Here is a 19,765-nt window from a genome sequence, read left to right on the forward strand (position 1 = left end):
AAAGTGAGCGGAGCAAAGCGGTTAGAGACTGGAGTCTAAGGTGCTTTCGGCTTAAGTCCCGGGCTTGGGCTTAAGTCGGAAGTTCCTTAGATGCAAGTCTCTGCTTTGCGCAGCGGTCCTAAAAAAAGTGAGCGGAGCAAAGCGGTTAGAAGTCTGCACCTAAAACCCCGGCTGAACCACCCGATTATAATAACGCAAGTAATAGGCCTGGGTAGCGGTAGTATAAGTGATCTTAGTAACACTCGTATTATCAGGTTCCTCAATCACCATCATCTCTTTAGGTGATCCCATTGCCGCTAATACGGCCGCTTTAATGGTAAAACCGTGGGTAACAACAATAATTTTTTCATCGGGATTCTGATGACTGACATCGACCATAAACTGGCTTGCTCTACCAATGACATCCTCAAACGTTTCTGCATGGCCCCCGGCCTCATTGACGTAAGTGGGTAAAACATCGTTAAGGACGTGGTCAAAGACAGCCGGATATTCTTCCTCTAATACTTTGTTCTTTTGACCATCCCAATCACCATAGGATATTTCCAGCAGCCGTTTATCATAGGTTATCGGTAAGTTCGCACTCTGATTGAGGATGCTTGCAGTGTCCTTTGTCCGCTGCAGCGGGCTTGCAATGATTTTATCCGCAAACGAGATATCGAAACCTGCATGCAAACTTTCCGCTTGTCTCTTTCCGGTTTCCGAAAGGTACGTCATTTCAGTATTAATGATTCCCTGCTTAAGGCCAATGGCGTTTGCTTCCGTCTGGCCGTGGCGGATGAAGTAAAAATCAGTCATGTTGGTTTCCTCCAGAGCGTTGCTTTGATTGATCGCCGCCTTCACCAATAGCGCAACGATTCTCATTAAAATTTACCATGTTAATGGCACTGTTGCAAACCTACCCGTCAAAAATTATTCCAAATACTGTTGCATTTATCTGAGCGTTCTGTTAGATTTTAATTATAAGAAATGGAGGCTATTCACATGAAAGTGGATTTAACTAGTTTAACAACAACTACATCATCCTCCTGGTCTACGGTGTCATTCGTGTAGGCCATCTTTTGATATGAGTTAACCTCAGCAAAAGGCCTTACATGGATGAACTTTTCATCACACTGTGAGGCCAGTAAACGATCAACAAACCGGCTCTCGCAGTGTCATTCTGCGGGAGCCTTTTAATTTAAGATAAGGGAGTTTTGAGTTATGACGGTTTATAATTTTGCGGCGGGGCCAGCCACGCTACCTGATCCAGTAATTAAACAAATTCAATCAGAGTTGCCTTCACTTCAGGGAACGGGCATGAGTATTCTTGAGATTTCTCATCGTTCTGCCATGTTTGACGATATTATCAACACTGCCGAGCAAGACATTCGCGATTTAATGCACGTCCCCGATAACTATCACGTTTTGTTTTTCCAAGGTGGTGGCACCGGCCAATTCGCAGCCGTTCCACTCAACTTGGCAACGAACCATCATCGAATTGCCTTACTTGATAGCGGCCACTGGGCATCCCGCGCCGGCGATGAAGCTACTAACTTAGGCGTTAGCGTTGATACCCTGGCTTCCACCAAGGCTGACCACTACCAAAAGCTCCCCCAATCAAACCAGTCACTTTCCTCATCAGAGTATGATTATCTTCACGTCACGACTAACAACACCATTGAGGGAACCGCGTACCACACGTTACCCACTCACGGTGACGTTACGTTAGTTGGCGACCTATCATCCAACTTTATGGCTGAGGAATACAACGTTAAAGATTTTGGCTTGATATTCGGTGGTGTTCAAAAAAATCTCGGCCCAGCTGGCGTTACAATTGTGATTGTCCGTGATGATCTCGTTAAACCAGTGGCCCACATCCCTAGCATCCTCAACTATTCACTGTTCGTTAAGAAAAATTCAATGTTTAACACACCGCCAGTATTTGCAATTTATGCGACTGGCCTGGTTCTCAAATGGCTCAAGCAACAAGGTGGCTTAGCTGAAATTGAAAGACTTAACCGCAAGAAGTCAGCCTTACTATACGACTACCTGGATGATTCCAAACTATTCACCAACTACATCAAGAAATCCGACAGATCACTCACCAACGTGCCATTTACAACTGACAACGCTGATCTCGACAACCAAGTGATTCAAGCTGCGGCCGATACTGGTTTGATGAATCTAAAAGGCCACAGAAGTGTCGGCGGCCTGCGGGCAAGTCTCTATAACGCCATGCCAATTGAGGGAGTTCAGGCACTCGTTGACTTTTTACACAATTTTGAACAGAAGAATTAGGACAGCTCCTCCAAGCAACAATCTACGTGTAAGCACCTTGGAGAAAAATCCCCAAATCCGGAATTTCCCTCCAAGGAGACTTACACTCCGATTGTTAACCACTTGGATCCGCTCACTGATTTTAGGACAGCTGCGCAAAGCAGAAACTTCCACATAAGCACCTCTGACAAAAATCCCCAAAACCAGGGATTTCTGTCAGAGGAGACTTATGCTCCAGTTTCTAACCGCTTTGCTCCGCTCACTTTAGAAGGAGAGACCAACACGATGTATCAAGTAAAAACCTATAACGCCATTGCCCAAGCTGGGCTAGATCAATTTACTGATAATTACCAAATTAACAAGACTGACGATGCGGATGCTTACCTAATCCGATCGGTTAATTTACATGACCAGACCTTTCCAAAGAGTCTCAAGGTTATCGCTAGAGCCGGCGCCGGCTACAATAATATTCCCTTAGATAAGGCAACCCAAAACGGAACGGCTGTATTTAATACACCAGGCAGTAACGCTAATGCCGTTAAGGAACTGATCATTGCCCTACTAGTTGCATCATCCCGGAATTTATTTGCGGCTGCAAATTACGCTGCTCATAATAGTGGTGCCGATATTTCACTCCGGACTGAAAAGGACAAAACCAGATTTAAGGGAACGGAATTAACCGGACGCACCCTTGCCGTTATTGGAGTTGGTCACGTTGGTTCACTCGTTGCCAACGCTGCCAGTGCTTTGGGCATGAACGTAATTGGCTACGATCCTTACCTTTCAGCCGATGCCGCTTGGCACATTTCGACTCGTATTACTCGGGCAAGAACACTGGGTGACGCATTAAAAAGCGCGGATTATGTCACCATCCACGTGCCCAAGAATGAGGAAACCACTGGCCTAATTGGTAGTGAGCAAATGGAAATCATGAAGGATGGCGTCAAACTATTCAATTATTCTAGGGGTGGCATCGTGGATAACGCTGCGGCAATTGAAGCCTTAGATGCCCGTAAAATTCGGACATATTACACTGATTTCGGCGAGAATATTTTATTGAACCGCGAAGATGTCGTCGTTACTCCCCATATTGGCGGTTCAACGATTGAAGCCGAAGCAAATGGTGCGACTCAGGGTGCTAACACGATTATGACCTACCTAGAAACTGGTAACATTCTAAATTCAGTCAACTTGCCTAACCTCCAAGTGCCATTTAATGCCCCTTATCGGGTTACGATTATCCATCAAAATATCCCCAACATGGTCGGCCAAATTGCAACGGCTTTAGCAGATGCTGGCATCAACATCGAAAGTATGAGCAATGCCGCCAGAGATGGTGTGGCATATACCATCATCGACTTAGATAATTTGAAGAACGAAGAAGATAACAAACTCATTCAACGATTAAGTAAAATCGATGCTGTCTATCGGGTACGTGTATTGAAAAAGTAAATGAAATTTAAGATAGTTAAAGTAAAGGGAGTTGGTGCTAGTCATCAATTCCCTTTTGCATTCCATTTAGCTACTTATGCAAATCTTTCCTATATTCCACCGGTTGCGCTAAAATATGACTTGTTACTAATACTTATTAGGACAGCTGCGCAAAGCAGAAACCTGCACCTAAGCCTCCTTCACCAAAAGCCCAGGATTTCTGATGAAGGAAACTTAGGCTCCGGTTTCTAACCGCTTTGCTCCGCTCACTTACTTAGGGGGTTGAGGGTATGAAAAGATTTTGGTTTGAGCGCAAAACCGACCAACGGGAATTCCCATTACTCGATACAAAGCTTGATCAGTGGCGACTATGGGCGCTACTCCTGTTTGTTTCAATTGGCACGGTCATCTGGGTGGCTTTTGCTGCGGCCATGAATTTCAAAAGTTTCTTGGCGACAACCGTTTTTGACGATATGATTCCAGCTATTATTATGATCGGCGGGGTCTTGTACCTTAGCCAAGGCCACCTTCTACGATTATTTGGCAAACCCCGCTGGTCCGACTTTGGCTTTGGAGCCATTATGTTCATTCTCCAATTAATCTACGCATATGTGGCGGCAACCGTCATACCGAAGCTAGGGGGATCATTAGGCGAAAATGGCGCCGCTACCCAAATTGGGAAATCAAGCAATAAATTAATGGCATACTTCCAGAGTATCTTCTCAGATCTTTTTGATCTAATGAATGAAGAACTGCTTAGTATTGTCATCTTCTTAACAATTGCTGCACTTTTGATTCAGTATTACCATCTCAATCGCCGGGCTGGTCTCGGAATTGCGATGCTTGCGTCAATGTTTATCTTTGGAATGCTTCACTTTCAAACCTATAACTGGAATCTGGTTCAGATGCTGGCCATCATTGCGATTGAGCGTTTTTTCCTCAATGCAACCTTCATCCGCAGCAAGACCATCTGGCCATCTTACGTAGCTCACATGGTCTTCGATGGATTGGCGTTTTTGGCGGCAATGTATTATTTGCCGGTTCATTAAAATTGATTGACTTCAACTATTAAGAGACTAATCAAAACAATCCAGATAGCAATTTCTACCTAACGAAGGGCCACAATCATTTCAAAACTGGAATGATTGTGGCCCTTTTCTGAGATCGTATAAAAAGTTTCCAACGTTCCAATTTGCCACCTATCAGCAATAGTTGCCGCCTAAAGGAAGCTGAGTCAATTAATCAAAAGCTCAAAAGGGAGAAAGGTTAATCAGCAAATTGAATGAACAACCTATCACCGTTTCTTTTACCCACAGAATGTGCTATGATATTTTTAATTAAATAACGACTGCCACCGGGCAGCAATTGTTGGTACTTTTGACAATTCCGTTAGGTCTTTGAAGGAATTGTGAGGGGTACCATTTTCTTTTAGGACAGCTGCGCAAAGCAGAACTCTGCACATAAGCACCACCAGCAAAAATTCCAGAACCGGGAATTTCCGCTGGCGGAGACTTATGTTCCGAGTTCTAACCGCTTTGTTCCGCTCACTTATTTTTAGGAGGATATCTATGAATTGGATCACATTGATTATCGCCGGACTTTTTGAAGTTGTTTGGGCAACTGCCATGAAATTTAGTCATGGGTTCACCAACCTCACGCCAACAATTATCACCTTTATTGGCATGCTGATCAGCTTCTTTTTACTAGCCCACGCAACCAAAACATTGCCGCTCGCAATTGCCTATCCAGTCTGGACTGGGATCGGCGCGGTGGGAACAGTGATTGCCGGCATCGTTTTATTTGGTGATAAGATTTCAGCCATCACTTGGGTCTTTGTGGTAATGCTGCTGGTTAGTATTGTGGGGATTAAGATGACGAGCTGATTCAAAGTTAGCAATTATAATTAATCGTTCACTCGGGACATCCCTTTAATTATGGTAGAATTAATTCATAATTAGCTTAGCAAAATTGTTTTATCTGAGGAGGCCTTCACGTGTTTAAAACTTGGCATCACCCCGGTAGAATCCTCGATCGCAAAAATATTTACAGTGGCCGGGTATTTGCTGTCGATCAGCTGCACATCCAAACCCCTGATGGCCTGAAAGTCGAACGTGATTTAATCAAGACCGACCCTACCATCACAATCCTAGCAATCACTGCTGATCAGCAAGTTATCATGACCAGCGAATACCGTGCTGGCGTCAACAGTGATTCCGTCTCACTACCAGCCGGAATTGTGAATCCTGGCGAAACCGCTGACCAAGCTGCTAAACGGGAACTACAGGAAGAAACTGGCTACATCGCGCAATCCGTCACCAAGATGACTCGGATCACCTCATCAGAGGGGTTCATGGATCAATTTGCTGACTTGATGCTGATCAAATTTGATCCCATCGACCGTGTTTCAACTCACTTTGATCAGGATGAATTCGTCAACAGTGAGCTTGTGCCACTCACCCAAGTCCTTCAATGGATTAAAGTTGGTAAGGTCAATACAGCTCAGGCAGTGTCGACGGTTAGCTATTATGAATTATTTATGAAATAAAAAACGATTACTCACAATTGCGACCATTACATGGCCCAAATGTGACTAATCGTTTTTTTGACTTAAGAGTTCGTAACTAACTTTTTATTCAGTCACCCGCCACAATCTCTTTATAGACATAACATCCCACTTCATGGTCATTGACCATCCCTGCCGCCTGCATAAATGAATACACAACCACCGGGCCGGCAAATGAAAAGCCATCGTGCTTCATTTGTTTACTGATTTGGCGCGCTAGGTCATCCGTTCCAGGAACTTCTTCGTGAGCGTCGTAATGATGTTGAATTTGCTGGCCGCCCACAAAATGCCACATATAACGATCAAATGATTGACCATTATCAGCTAGTTTGGCAATCACTTTGGCATTATTGATAATCGCCACTAATTTCCGACGATTTCGAATAATCTTTGCATTCGCCATTAATTCAGGAATTTTATCAGTCATTTTCTGAACACTAACATAATTAAAATCATCAAAAGCCTGCTTAAAAGCTACCCGCTTATTCAAAACCGTTTGCCAACTCAGGCCCGCCTGCATGATCTCTAAAGAAAGCAGCTCAAATAAATGGCGGCTGTCGTGACTTTTTCGGCCCCATTCTTGGTCATGATAGTCCTGGAGTAATTGATTATCAGTTTCGGCCCAGGCACACCGTTTCACATCAGATTTCATCAAAGAATCTCCTTAATCCATTGGTCTAATGGGCGATTGACGTTTACTATCCGCCCATTACCTAAGGCTAGAATATGGGCATCAACTAATCCACGAAACACATCATTGCCAAGTTTACCAGCCAAATGGGGCTGCCGTTCTGAAAAATCAATACACGTGGCAACACTGAATTGTTGAACAGGACGCTTTAGAAATTGGCTGAGTTGCTGGCGCCCGGCATCGGTTAAGGCATATCGATCCATCCCCGTCACCTTCACAAACTGCTGAGTGATCAATAATTTGAACAACTCAACCCCCGCTTTGCCACCAAGATGGTGATAACAGGTTCTAGCATCTCCCAGCTTAACAGCGGCTTTTCGATTAGCAAGATATGAAGCAGCAGTGGCTCCTAAGGCTGTTTCTTGTTCAGTATGATTTGATCGAAAGTAATCCCGACCGGCAAAGTGGCGTTCTTGAATCTGCCCTGCATGCTGCAATCGAATCAAAATTTGCTGACAGGCCAACACTGGTTGCTTAGTAATTTTACTAATCTCAATTACCGTTAAATAACGTTGACAGCTTAATACTGATAAAATTGATTGTTCGTCCATCCTAAATCTCTCCTTGCTCTTCGCCCGCAGTTAAGTATGCATAAAAATTCGGAATCATTTCTTCGGCCAAACCAGTTGGTGAATATAACACGAATTTTCGTTGCTTCTCCCCATTTATGAGATGCGTATCCCGCAATAATTTGAGGTGATGGGACACCGTTGAATCACTCATCATCATAATTTGAGCCAGTGACTGCGTGGTGCGCGGCTCATCAGCCAAGTAAGCCATCATCTTTAATCGGACCGGATCGCTTAGTGCATTAAAAACACTTGAAAGTTCATTCACCTTCACTCGGGTCTTAACCTTATTGAGCGCGTCATAAGTAATCGTCACCCCGCTGGAAAAATGATCAACAAATAAATGTGGCCAAACAAAATAGCTAGGAACCAGTAAGATCACTTCGTCGTCATTTAACTTAATGTGATCGTCAAATGGCTTGGTCACCATGAGCTTCCCTTGCTGCCAATGCATCCGATCCACCTGTAAATGGTTAATCAATTGAACAAAGCCATGGTTTCTAAGGTACTCAGACTGGTTCTTGATCTCTGTAATCAAAAACTGACTAAGTGCACGATCCTGCCAAGTTTGATCAAATACCTGTTCCCGGTAATCAGCAATAAACTTAAATAAATGGCCGTATACCTCATCAGGATCCGTTTGCAAATCCTGTAATAGGCTATGCGCCATCGTTGGTTGATAGTCCTGCCATTCCAAACTTTTAGCCAACTTAGGAATAAACTTGTTTTCACGATCGCGAGCGACTTGTTCAAGACTTTGGCGAACAATCTGGGGATCCGTTCGTCGGAGAAAAAGTCGTAAATGCGCAATTTCATCATCCAAGTTATCAGCCAACTGTTCAAAATTATTAAAGAAGACGGGTGGCACGCCCAGTTCATAAATCAATTCGAAATAATGTAAATCATTAAAGAATTGGCTGGAAAGCTTTTGTCGGGATGCCAATGCCCAATCAATATTCATCCCGTGATGGCGTGGATTTAAAAGTACATGTAAGCTTCTAAATAGTTCGTTTAACGGTGAATAAACAAATTGAATTCTCTGCGTTAACGTTTCGTTGGTTTGAGATGCATAGGGGCCAAAGTCAATTTCAATCGTCATTATTTTACCTTTCAATTCTAATATGTTGAAATCGTTTGATTAAGATACGAGAACATCATATCATGAATTCATCACAAATCAAGGGAGCCTCATTCATGAGTCAAAATGCAAATCATCAATTAAATTCAATTAATAACCGTACTCAAAATTTTCTTGTCCTAATGATTTCCGGAATGGGCATGCTACTGTCAACACTGGATACTGGAATTATCAATGTTGCCCTACCGTATTTGGCCCATCAGTTTCACGCATCAGCTAGCACGGCCGCTCTCAGCGTCGTTGGCTACACCGTTAGTTTAGCCGTTTTTATTTTGCCGTTTGGTTACTTAGGGGATCGATTTGGCAAGCTTAAGATATCCCTCTACTTGGACTGATGATCTTCGGTATCGGATCCTTTCTATGCGGGCTTTCACCAACCATCTTCAGCCTTATTATTTTCCGAGTCATTCAAGGAATTGGCGCCGCAGCATTACAGGCCACTTCGGCAGCCCTCGTCACAACTCTCATTGATCAGCGAAATGTTTCTCGGGCGCTGGGCATCTTAGGAATTATGATCGGGGCTGGCCCAATTTTGGGTCCTTCGGTTGGTGGCCTCTTTCTAGCGATAAATGCTTGGCGGTTTATTTTTTGGTTGAACGTTCCCTTTGCGATATTGGGAATTGTCTTCAATCAATTACTCATCAACCACATTCATGAAAGAACCGCTCAGTCACCATTTGACCTAATTGGCAGCATTATCAACGGGTTAATGATCATTAGTTTGCTAGTTGGCTTTTCACTCTTAAGTAACGCCAGTAACTTTTTTCTCGGCTTAACGCTCATTGGCTGCGGCATCATTATTGGCATTATCTTTTACTTGACTGAGCAAAAATTTCAGCATCCCCTACTAGACTTCAATGCATTATCACAATCAATCGGCATCTGGCATTATTTAGGATAAACAATTGCCTTTGGCTTTGCCTCCGCCATTATTTTCTTGCTTCCACCATTTATTTTTGAAGAACTACGGCACATTAACGTTGGCCTTACTGGTTTACTGGTTTTAGGCGCTCCGCTTGGCTTGGTTTTCTTTTCTCACCTATCAGGTAATCAAAATGATGGCACTAAAAATGCGCGTTTTAGTTTATTGGGCCTCGTCATCATGGCAAGTTCACTCGCCTTACTAGGGTTTCTCAGTGATCACGTGCCTGCACTAGGTGTGTCCGGCCTGCTTCTGCTATTTGGAATTGGTGGCGGTTATTTTCAGCCAGCCAACATCGGTGCCCTTATGCAGTCAGGATCAGCAAGCATTCAAGGAATGCTGGGATCATTACAGCGGATGGCCCAAAATATTGCCATTGCCAGTGGCACCGCAATTGGTTCGACAATCATCAACTTAACCCAGCCTAACTTGGCAACTGGGGTCCGCTCTGCTTGGTTAGTCACTCTTCTTATCGTTGCAATCGTCATTGTAGCTGACCTGTTCTTCACCAACAGGAATCGCACCTAGTTCTTTAAACGCAAAAAAACAGCCAGTCTAGTTTATAAACTCTAAACTAAATTGGCTGTTTACGTTATTAACAATGATTAATTCTTATACACGATCTTACCAGCCACCAACGTCATGACCGTATTGCCATACACCGTTTCACCAGTAAATGGTGTATTGACCCCCTTTGAAAGGTAGTCGCTTTCTTTAATTTGATGAGAATGATCTAGATCAAAGATTGCCAGGTCGGCTGGTCGGCCAGTTTCGAGCGTACCAGCATCGGCCATTTTAAAGACAGCTGCCGGTTTTATTGCCATCCAATTGATAAGTTGAGCGAGTGTAAAGATACCGGCTTTCACAAATTTGGTATAAAGCATGTTAAACGCCGTCTCACTACCTGTAATCCCAAATGATGCGGTGGCGATTGAACCGGCCTTATCCACCTTCGTATGGGGAGCATGATCGGTAGCAATCATGTCAATTGTGCCATCTAATAGCCCTTCAATGAGCGCTTGACGGTCGTCTTCGCCCCTCAACGGTGGGTTCATTTTGTAGTAAGGGTCATCAGTTTTAATGGCCTCATCCGACAATAACAGATGGTGCGGTGTAACTTCCGCGGTCACGTTAATTCCAGCTTTTTTAGCAGCCCGGATAACAGCCACCGTGTGTCTCGAAGAAGCGTGACAGACATGATAATGAACACCAGTTGCCTCAGCCAAAATAACATCCCTGGCAACTTGAGCAGTTTCACTGACCCATGGCATTTCCTTTAAGCCAAGCCGGCTAGCCGCCCCTTCGTTTAAGACACCTTGATATGTAAGTGCATCATCTTGGACATGCTCAACGATTGCCATATTAAGCTTAGCCGCCTGTTGCATGGCCTCATACATCGTACTACTCTTTTGAATGCCATTGCCGTCGTTACTAAACGCGAAGGCCCCAGCTTTTTTAAGTGCGGGAAAATCAACTAATTCATCGCCACCACGGTTGGTGGTAATTGTCGCGTATTGCTTAATATGGACCACGCCATCGGTTTGATTGAGTTTAATCAGCTGGGCAATATTCGCTGGACTATCAGGTGCTGGTGTGACGTTCGGCATTGCACATACCGTGGTGAAACCACCGTGTGCTGCCGCCATACTCCCAGTTTTAATAGTTTCCTTTTGTTCTTGACCTGGTTGGCGGTAGTGGACATGAACATCCACTAAGCCTGGGCTAACAAAGTTGTGTCGAGCATCAATGACGTCATCGACACCATTTCTTCCTATATTAGAAGCTATTTTTTTAATCCGGCCATCTTCAATTAAGATATCTCGGTCGGTTAACCTACCATTTTCTAAAATTCGGCCATTCGCAATCAGGCGTTTCATTAAGTTAAATTCTCCTCGCTGAAATTAATATTCTTCTTTTACAAGGTCACGGTAACGCAGCAAGCTCGTCATGATTGCCATCCGCACAAAGACACCGTTGGCCATTTGTGGGAAAATTCGTGATTTGTCGCATTCCACTAATGAATCCGCAATTTCAACGCCGCGGTTAACGGGAGCTGGATGCATAATAATTGAATGTTCTGGCATCATCTGTTCACGGTCCTCAGTCAACCCATACATTGCGTGATACTTTTCAGCGGAGAAGGCGCCATTTTCGTCGTCAGCGATTCGTTCGTGCTGAACCCGGAGAAACATCATCACATCCATTTGAGAGACCAACTCATCAATTGGCAACCATTCACCATACTTAGCAAATTCTTCGGTATACCATTTCTTAGGCCCACCAAAGTAAACGTGAGCACCCAGCATCGTTAAGACTTCCATATTAGAACGAGCAACTCGCGAATGGGTCAAGTCACCAACAATCGCAACCTTAAGGCCTTCAAAATGACCAAATTCTTCATAAATTGTCATCATATCAAGTAACGATTGTGATGGATGCTGACCTGAGCCGTCACCACCGTTTGCAATCCCGACATGGACATTTGGATCAGCGATTAGGTCCTTGTAGTATTCGTTCTTTCGATCCCGAATTGCCATAACGTCAACACCAATCGCCTGGAACGTCTTAATTGTGTCGCCCATTGATTCACCTTTGCTAAGTGAACTGTTTGATGGATCAAAATTAACAACTTGCAAGCCCAGCTTACGTTCAGCCATTTCAAAGCTGGTATGGGTTCTCGTACTACTTTCAAAGAACAAGTTTGCGGCATAAACAGGTCGCTTTAATTCAATTTGCTTACCGGCCTTAAAATCCGAAGCCTCATGGATAAATGATAAGACATCTTGAGCTGAAAGGTCTTCCATACTAACAACATTCTCAAAACTTACTGGCTTAGTAATTTGCATCATCATTAGGTTCCTCCTCAGGAATAATAAAAGCGCCTTGCCATGTTCGCAAAGCGCTCCAGTTGTGGGATGAAACCACATGTTTAGGACGTTTTGCTCTCACGGGAACAATTAAATCGTCATTCATAATTATCTTCATAAAAAAATCCCCTTTACCGCCGGAGGGTAAAGAGGTTGAAGTAAGTCCCAAGATAGTCTTAGGTTCACCGATGCCTTATTAACCTCACGGGGTTAAAATTAAAGGTTCTTTTTTTGTTATTTGAATCATATGCCATTTTCAGTAAAAATACAAGGCCATTTCAAAAAATAATTTTGTAAATGATTATTTATCCAAATAATGATTAGATTCAAGAAATGATAATCATCTTATCTATACTGGCTTGGATTAAGAGATTACAGCACATTATAATAAATATACATATGCCTTTTATAATGTACATAAAAATCCAAATAATCCGAAATAATGCATAAATTCGCTTGACATTTAACGGAAAAGCTCCTATCTTTATACATCAAAAGCGTTAGCCGCTTGTATCACGTGGATGTTAGTAAAATTGGAGGCCTGAATATGAAAAAATATTTAACACTAGAAAATGGGGACGTCTTTGTTGGTACGGCCTGTGGCGATTTAGGTGGCGAAATCAACGGTGAGTTAGTTTTCACAACCAGTATGACCGGTTATCAAGAAACCCTGACCGACCCATCGTATCAAAACCAAATCATCACGTTTACTTATCCATTAATCGGCAACTATGGTATTTCACTTGGAACCAACCAATCAAACAAAGTGGAAGCAGCCGCCGTTGTGGTTAAAGAAATGACTGAACAAGCATTTCACTATCAAAGTGTCATCTCGCTAGACGCTTACTTGAAACAATCTAAGATCCCTGCAATTAGCGGCATCGATACACGGCAGCTAACCAAAATCATTCGCCAATACGGGACCATGAAAGCCAGCTTAACCAACTTCCCAGTTGATAAAAAGAAATCAGCTAGTGATCATCAGGCTTCAATCATCAAAATGGCTTCATTATCCGCATCAAGCGACAAAAAAATCGATCACGTTGTGCTTGTTGACTTCGGGGTCAAAGCAAACATTGTCAAGTCACTACAGCGAAAAGAAATTGACGTTACGGTCGTTACCCCAGAATCAACCTACGAAGATATCGCAAAGCTCCACCCGACCGGAATTCTGTTATCAAATGGTCCTGGTGATCCAACAGCTTATTCTGATTTTCTTCCCGTCATCAAAAAGCTCCAGGAGGCCTTCCCAATCTTTGGTATCTGTCTTGGTCACCAACTGCTTGCATTAGCTAACGGTGCTAAAACTTACAAAATGACGTTTGGTCATCGGGGCATTAATCATCCCGTCAAGAACTTGGAAAACGGTGATATCTTCATCACGTCACAAAATCATGGTTATGCCGTTGACGCGGATTCGATTAAAGAAACACCATTGAAAGTAACCGCCCTTGAAGTTAACGATAAAACGGTTGAAGGCCTACGCTATCCTGGCCGGCCAATCTTTTCAGTCCAATACCATCCAGAAGCAGCCCCTGGCCCACATGACGCAGCTAAATTATTCGACCATTTCATTGATTTAATGCACGCAACAGAGGAGGTTCACTAATGCCAAAACGAACAGATATTAACAAAATTGTGATCATTGGTTCGGGTCCAATTGTCATTGGCCAGGCGGCAGAGTTTGATTATGCCGGCAGCCAAGCTTGCTTGAGCTTGCGTGAAGAAGGTTATGAAGTGATTTTAGTGAACTCCAATCCAGCAACCATCATGACCGATGATGAAATTGCCGATAAAGTTTACTTAGAGCCGCTAACGGTTCCCAGCCTAAAGAAAATTCTAATCAAAGAACACCCCGACGCCATTTTACCAACTCTAGGCGGTCAAACTGGTCTAAATTTGGCCGTTGAACTCAGTAAGGACGGGATTTTAGATAAGCTTAACATTGAATTACTTGGTACCAGCCTTAAAACAATCAACCAAGCTGAGGACCGGGAACAGTTTAAAGACCTGATGGAAGAACTTCACCAACCAATTCCCGCTTCAAAAACGGTTTACGACTTGGAAACCGGAATCAAGTTCGCACACCAAATCGCGTACCCAGTTATCATTCGCCCTGCATACACCCTTGGAGGAACCGGTGGTGGTATCGCCCACAACGATGCCGAAATGACAACGATTTTGAACCGAGGTCTCACCATGTCACCATCAACTGAATGCCTGGTGGAAAAGAGTATTGCCGGCTATAAGGAAATTGAATTTGAGGTAATGCGTGACCACCATGGCAGTTCGATTATTGTGACTGGAATGGAAAACTTCGATCCCGTTGGTGTGCACACCGGTGATTCAATTGTTTTCGCACCAACGCAAACTTTAACCGACAAAGAATATCAACGATTACGGGACGCCTCATTGACGATCGTTAACGCTTTGAAAATCGAAGGTGGCTGCAACGTTCAGCTTGCTCAGGATCCCTTCAGCGAGAACTATTACGTAATTGAAGTTAACCCTCGTGTAAGCCGTTCATCCGCATTAGCCTCTAAAGCAACTGGTTACCCAATCGCCAAAATTGCTGCTAAGATTGCGGTTGGTTTGAATTTAGATGAAATTATCAATCCAATTACGCAAACCACATTTGCAATGTTTGAACCAGCGTTGGACTACGTTGTCGCCAAAATCCCCCGCTTTGCGTTCGATAAATTCACAAACGCGGATCGAAAACTGGGAACCCAAATGAAAGCCACTGGGGAAGTCATGGCAATCGGTAGTACCATCGAAGAATCATTGCTTAAAGCTGTCCAATCACTCGAATTAGATAAGCAGGCTCAAGTTGATTTGATCCCCGAATATACCAAGGGCATGTCACTCGGAGACCTCCTTGAAAAGATCAAAACACCGACAGATTATCGGTTATTCGAATTATTCGCTGCAATTGGTAAGGGTGCCACGATCCAACAAATTAACCGAGCCACTCAAATTGATATGTATTTCCTTTCAAAACTTGAAGCCATTATCAAGATGCAGCAGAAATTATCTGACGGTCTGTTATGTGCTGACCTCGTTCTTGATGCCAGAAAACTTGGTTTTAACAACACAATGATCGAGGCCATCCGATCAACGACTGATCATGAGCTGGAAAAGCTTAGTAATATGGAAGACCAGCACCTCGTTTACAAGATGGTGGATACCTGTGCAGCTGAGTTTGAAAGTACAACACCTTACTATTACAGTACAATTGGTCATGAAAACGAAAGTAAACCACTCGGCAACAGTATCGTCGTCATCGGCGCTGGCCCTATTCGAATCGGCCAGGGTGTCGAATTTGATTACGCCACTGTTCACTGTGTTAAAGCCATTCAAACCGCTGGTTACAATGCAATTATTATTAATAATAATCCCGAAACGGTCTCAACCGATTTCTCGATTTCTGACAAACTTTACTTCGAACCATTGGACATTGATAGCGTCATGAACGTGATCAACCTCGAAAAACCAATCGGCGTCATCGTTGAATTTGGTGGCCAAACCGCCATCAACCTCACTGAAGCGTTAACTGAACACGGTGTTTCCATTTTGGGAACTTCCCTTCATGGCATCGAGCAAACGGAAAATCGTCATGAATTTGAAAATCTATTAATTGACCAAGATATTGACCATCCAAAGGGCGACACCGCAACGACAATTGCCGAAGCCCAAGAGATTGCCCACCGTCTTGGGTTCCCAGTACTCGTTCGGCCAAGCTTTGTCCTTGGTGGCAAAGGGATGGCAGTCGTCCATGATGAAGATGAACTAAATGAGTATCTCGTTCCCGCATTAAAGGCCAGTCATGGCGAACCACTCTTGATTGACCAATATATTCACGGTATTGAATGTGAAGTGGATATTTTAAGCGATGGTCAACAAGTCTTCGTTCCTGGAATTATGGAACATTTAGAGGGATCTGGCATCCACTCCGGCGACTCGATCGCAATGTATCCACCCCAGCATTTATCGGCTGACACAAAAGATCAAATTGTGGCAATTGCAACTAAAATTGGTGAACAAGTTCACGCGGTTGGAATGATGAACATTCAATTTATCGCTGCCAACGATACCGTCTATGTCATTGAAGTTAACCCCCGGGCATCTCGAACCGTGCCATTCATGAGCAAGATCACTAAACGACACCTCGCTCAGTTAGCAACCCAACTAATTCTTGGCAAGTCCCTTGAAGACCTTGGATTAATCCCAGGTTTGAATCCAGAGCCGGCCAAAGTTTACGTTAAAGCACCGGTATTCTCATTTGCAAAGCTGCCGGGAGCGCCAACTGCATTGAGTCCGGAAATGAAGTCTACTGGTGAAGATATCGGTAGTGGGGATACGCTCCAAGCAGCGATGCACAACGCACTATTTGATAGTTACCACATTGACACTAACGATCTTAACGGCGTAGTCTTAATCTCAGAATTCGATGCCAACGATGACCACGTTGCTAGTAAATTAAAGAGTGCTGGCTTTGAAGTCCAAGCTTATCAGCCGGACATGGATTGGCCAGAAAAAATTGCATTTGTTCTCTCGTCAGAGGATGAAACTGACGATGAGAAACAACTCGTTGCAAATGCTTTGAGTCACCAAGTACCAGTATTCACTGCACAAGATACGGTACTGGGCATCTTCCAACCACAATTAATTAAGTGAGCGGAGCAGAGCATTTAGAAACTGGAACATAAGTCTCCTCGGACAGAAATTCCTGGTTTTGGGAATTTTTGTCCGAGGTGCTTATGTTCCAGTTTCTGCTCTGTGCAGCTGTCCTAAATAGTGAGCAAAACAAAGCGGTCAGAGTGCGGAACCAAGCGATTAGAGACTGGAGCCTAAGTTTTCTCCGCCAGAAATCCCGGGCTTGGATTTTTGGCGGAGAAGGCTTAGGTGCAAGTCTCTGCTTGGTGCAGCGCGTTTCTGCAATATCGCCAGGATGCTTAATCCACGGAGATTTTTAGTTAGATGACTTAGGTGCAAGCTTCTGCTTTGAGAAGCTGTCCTAAAAGTGAGTGAATGGAACAAAGCAGGCCAACATAGCTGGTTATTAAAAAGCGCGTCAACCAAGAATCCTTGGCTGACGCGCTTTGTTGACATTGAAATTATTTGTAATGGTTTAAACGTACTTGATACCACCGTCAACCATGATCGCCTGACCCGTGATATAATTTGCTTTTTCGCTTGCTAAGAATGAAACCAAATTGGCAACATCTTGTGGTTCTTCACCACGGCCTAAAGCAATCCCTTTCAAGTATTCTTTAAGGGATTCGCCCTTTGCAACGTGGTTAACTTGACCCATTTCCTCATCGATTTGATCCCACATTGGTGTCAACACAATTCCTGGGCAATATGCGTTAACTGTAATCTGGTCACGCGCTAATTCCTTAGCAGCAGCTTGAGTTAATCCCCGGATTGCAAACTTAGTAGCTGAATAACCGCCCAGTAATTCAAAGCCTTCATGACCGGCAATTGAGGAAGCGTTAATAATCTTGCCAGGCGTTTTTTGCTTCTTGAATTGGGCTGCAGCAGCTTGAATCCCGAAGAAAGTTCCCTTAACGTTAATATCAAGCAATTTGTCTAAATCTTCTTCTGTGGTGTTGCAAATTTGCGCAACGTGGGCAATCCCAGCGTTGTTAACAAAAACATCCATTTGGCCATACTTGGCAACCGTTTGCTTTACAGAGTCAAAAACTTGGTCTTTATATTGAACATCAGACTGAATTGCAATGGCGTTGCCACCATTTTTATTGATATCATCAGCAACTCGTTGAACTTTATCCAAATGACGACCAGATAATGCAACGTCAAAGCCATCAGTAGCGAGTTGGCGAGCAATTCCTTCACCGATTCCTTGACCGGCTCCTGTAATTAAAGCAACTTTCTTTGTCATGTGTAAATCCTCCATTATCGTTATTAAAATTTATTCAAACTTGTTTTATGCGTATTACTGGAATTGCATCCCGCCATCTACAATCAATGTCTGGCCAGTAACGTAATTTGAGTCCTTACCTGCCAAGAACGATACCGCAGCAGCAACGTCCGCTGGTTCTGATAACCGCTTCATTGCAATGTCCTTAGCAAAGGTTTGCATTCCCCATTCATCACTTTTACCAGCGTTTTGGCCGACTTCATGAGCGATATCAAACATCATTGGGGTTTTAACAATTCCAGGGGCAAATGCATTAGCTGTAATCCCTTCTTCAGCTAAATCGCGGGCTATTGTCTGAGTAATTCCCCGGATCGCAAACTTCGTGCCAACATACAAGGCCAGATTAGGATTACCAACAACCCCGGCTTGTGAAGTTGCATTGATGATTTTACCGCCATGACCAAATTTCTTAAAAGCCTTGTGAGCAGCTTGGGTTCCCCAAAGAACACCACCAACATTAACCTTATAAACCCACTCAAAATCGTCAGGGGTAATCGTATCAATTGGTGTGGTTGGGCCAAGACCAGCGTTATTAACAATAACGTTAAAATCGCCAAACTTATTACTAGTTTCGTCAACCGCAGCAAACACTTGGTCACGATCTGATACATCAGCTTTAATAGCCAACGCTTCTCCGCCATTCTGATTAATCGCATCAGCAACTTTTTGAACCTTATCTAAATGACGGCCGACAAGGGCAACGGCAAATCCGTCATCAGACAATCGTTGAGCAATTGCCTCCCCAATTCCTTGACCAGCACCCGTTATTAACGCAACTTTTTTAGCCATTTAAGAAACCTCCGTCTTATCTTGTGAATTCAATTACAACTTATTTATCGATTATAACCTGCGGCCTTGTGAAATACAATACAAGACTTTTTACGCGGTATTTTCACTTTTTTATTCTTAATATATCAGTTAAGATGTCGTGAATCCGCCATCACTATAACTAATTTTGAGAAGTAAGCAAAATAATCATAACTTTATAGATATTACTTGTGAAAATAAAGTCGTTTTGTTTGCGCTTCATTGTCAAAAGCTGTTGAATATAGGTGAGTTTTCTGTCCATGACGATGTTGGAGGACAGCTGCACCAGACAGAAACCTTGCTCCGTTCACTTTACTAGGACAGCTCCTCCAGGCAGAAACCTGCATGTAAGCACCTTCGGGAAAAATTCCAAGCCCGGGAATTTCTCTCGAAGGAGACTTACACTCCGAACCCTAACCGCTTTGCGAAACTCACTTTTCTAGGACAGCTCCGCAAAGCAGAAGCTTGCACCTAAGCCATCTCGACCAAAAATCCAAAACCGGGATTTCTGGTCGAGATGGCTTAGGCTCCAGCTTCTAACCGCTTTGCTCCGCTCACTTTACTAGGACAGCTCCTC

15 protein-coding genes and 1 pseudogene are annotated in these 19,765 nt (G+C 43.6%); 8 read left to right on the forward strand and 8 right to left on the reverse strand.

What is annotated here, in order from left to right; all coding sequences use genetic code 11:
• Positions 1-159: 159 nt before the first annotated feature.
• A complete protein-coding gene (locus tag FC98_RS05030) occupies positions 160-795 on the reverse strand; it encodes a histidine phosphatase family protein (RefSeq protein WP_054654758.1) in 636 nt (211 codons plus the stop codon).
• 405 nt (positions 796-1,200) lie between these two features.
• On the opposite strand from FC98_RS05030, the gene serC reads away from it, so the two are divergent.
• From serC to FC98_RS05060, 5 genes are all read left to right on the forward strand, one after another.
• Positions 1,201-2,277, forward strand: a complete 1,077-nt coding sequence (serC, locus tag FC98_RS05035) for a 3-phosphoserine/phosphohydroxythreonine transaminase (protein WP_056949281.1) — start codon at positions 1,201-1,203, stop codon at positions 2,275-2,277.
• 264 nt (positions 2,278-2,541) lie between these two features.
• Positions 2,542-3,708 (forward strand): phosphoglycerate dehydrogenase, encoded by a 1,167-nt coding sequence (locus tag FC98_RS05040; protein WP_054654760.1) that lies wholly within the window; start codon positions 2,542-2,544, stop codon positions 3,706-3,708.
• Positions 3,709-3,977: 269 nt separating this feature from the next.
• Positions 3,978-4,736: a CPBP family intramembrane glutamic endopeptidase gene (locus tag FC98_RS05050; RefSeq protein ID WP_056949282.1), complete on the forward strand. Its 759-nt coding sequence runs from the start codon at positions 3,978-3,980 to the stop codon at positions 4,734-4,736.
• 519 nt (positions 4,737-5,255) lie between these two features.
• On the forward strand, positions 5,256-5,570 hold the full coding sequence (locus FC98_RS05055) for a DMT family transporter (RefSeq protein WP_054654762.1): 315 nt from the start codon (positions 5,256-5,258) through the stop codon (positions 5,568-5,570).
• 110 nt (positions 5,571-5,680) lie between these two features.
• Positions 5,681-6,232: an NUDIX hydrolase gene (locus tag FC98_RS05060; protein WP_054654763.1), complete on the forward strand. Its 552-nt coding sequence runs from the start codon at positions 5,681-5,683 to the stop codon at positions 6,230-6,232.
• A gap of 88 nt (positions 6,233-6,320) precedes the next feature.
• Here the strand turns inward: FC98_RS05060 and FC98_RS05065 are convergent, their stop codons facing one another.
• Genes FC98_RS05065 through FC98_RS05075 form a run of 3 tightly spaced genes read right to left on the reverse strand, consistent with a single transcriptional unit; the run spans position 6,321 to position 8,609 of the window.
• Positions 6,321-6,902: a DNA-3-methyladenine glycosylase I gene (locus FC98_RS05065; protein ID WP_008857562.1), complete on the reverse strand. Its 582-nt coding sequence runs from the start codon at positions 6,900-6,902 to the stop codon at positions 6,321-6,323.
• Entirely contained in the window at positions 6,902-7,492 is a 591-nt protein-coding gene (locus FC98_RS05070; protein WP_008857563.1) for a hypothetical protein, read from the reverse strand. Before FC98_RS05070 ends, FC98_RS05065 begins: the two co-directional genes overlap by 1 nt.
• Position 7,493: 1 nt before the next feature.
• The gene (locus tag FC98_RS05075) at positions 7,494-8,609 is read right to left on the reverse strand and encodes an ArsR/SmtB family transcription factor (protein WP_008857564.1); all 1,116 of its coding nucleotides are present in this window, start codon (positions 8,607-8,609) and stop codon (positions 7,494-7,496) included.
• A gap of 128 nt (positions 8,610-8,737) precedes the next feature.
• On the opposite strand from FC98_RS05075, the pseudogene FC98_RS14170 reads away from it, so the two are divergent.
• Positions 8,738-10,098, forward strand: a pseudogene (locus FC98_RS14170) (MFS transporter).
• 77 nt (positions 10,099-10,175) lie between these two features.
• Here the strand turns inward: FC98_RS14170 and FC98_RS05095 are convergent.
• Both FC98_RS05095 and FC98_RS05100 read right to left on the reverse strand, forming a co-directional pair.
• Positions 10,176-11,447, reverse strand: coding sequence for a dihydroorotase (locus tag FC98_RS05095; protein WP_008857568.1), 1,272 nt, complete (start codon positions 11,445-11,447; stop codon positions 10,176-10,178).
• Between the two features lie 24 nt (positions 11,448-11,471).
• Complete coding sequence (locus FC98_RS05100; RefSeq protein WP_040471795.1) at positions 11,472-12,419, reverse strand: aspartate carbamoyltransferase catalytic subunit; 948 nt, start codon at positions 12,417-12,419, stop codon at positions 11,472-11,474.
• A gap of 565 nt (positions 12,420-12,984) precedes the next feature.
• Here FC98_RS05100 and FC98_RS05105 point away from each other — a divergent pair.
• Together FC98_RS05105 and carB are read left to right on the forward strand one after the other, a co-directional pair.
• A complete protein-coding gene (locus FC98_RS05105; protein WP_040471793.1) occupies positions 12,985-14,046 on the forward strand; it encodes a carbamoyl phosphate synthase small subunit in 1,062 nt (353 codons plus the stop codon).
• A complete protein-coding gene (carB, locus tag FC98_RS05110) occupies positions 14,046-17,114 on the forward strand; it encodes a carbamoyl-phosphate synthase large subunit (RefSeq protein ID WP_008857571.1) in 3,069 nt (1,022 codons plus the stop codon). Before FC98_RS05105 ends, carB begins: the two co-directional genes overlap by 1 nt.
• Before the next feature lie 454 nt (positions 17,115-17,568).
• On the opposite strand, the gene FC98_RS05115 is transcribed toward carB, so the two are convergent.
• Positions 17,569-18,342 (reverse strand): acetoin reductase, encoded by a 774-nt coding sequence (locus tag FC98_RS05115; protein ID WP_040471322.1) that lies wholly within the window; start codon positions 18,340-18,342, stop codon positions 17,569-17,571.
• A gap of 54 nt (positions 18,343-18,396) precedes the next feature.
• Positions 18,397-19,170: a (S)-acetoin forming diacetyl reductase gene (locus FC98_RS05120; protein WP_008856443.1), complete on the reverse strand. Its 774-nt coding sequence runs from the start codon at positions 19,168-19,170 to the stop codon at positions 18,397-18,399.
• Positions 19,171-19,765: the final 595 nt, after the last annotated feature.

Source organism: Lentilactobacillus kisonensis DSM 19906 = JCM 15041, assembly GCF_001434135.1.
GTDB classification, from domain to species: Bacteria; Bacillota; Bacilli; order Lactobacillales; family Lactobacillaceae; genus Lentilactobacillus; species Lentilactobacillus kisonensis.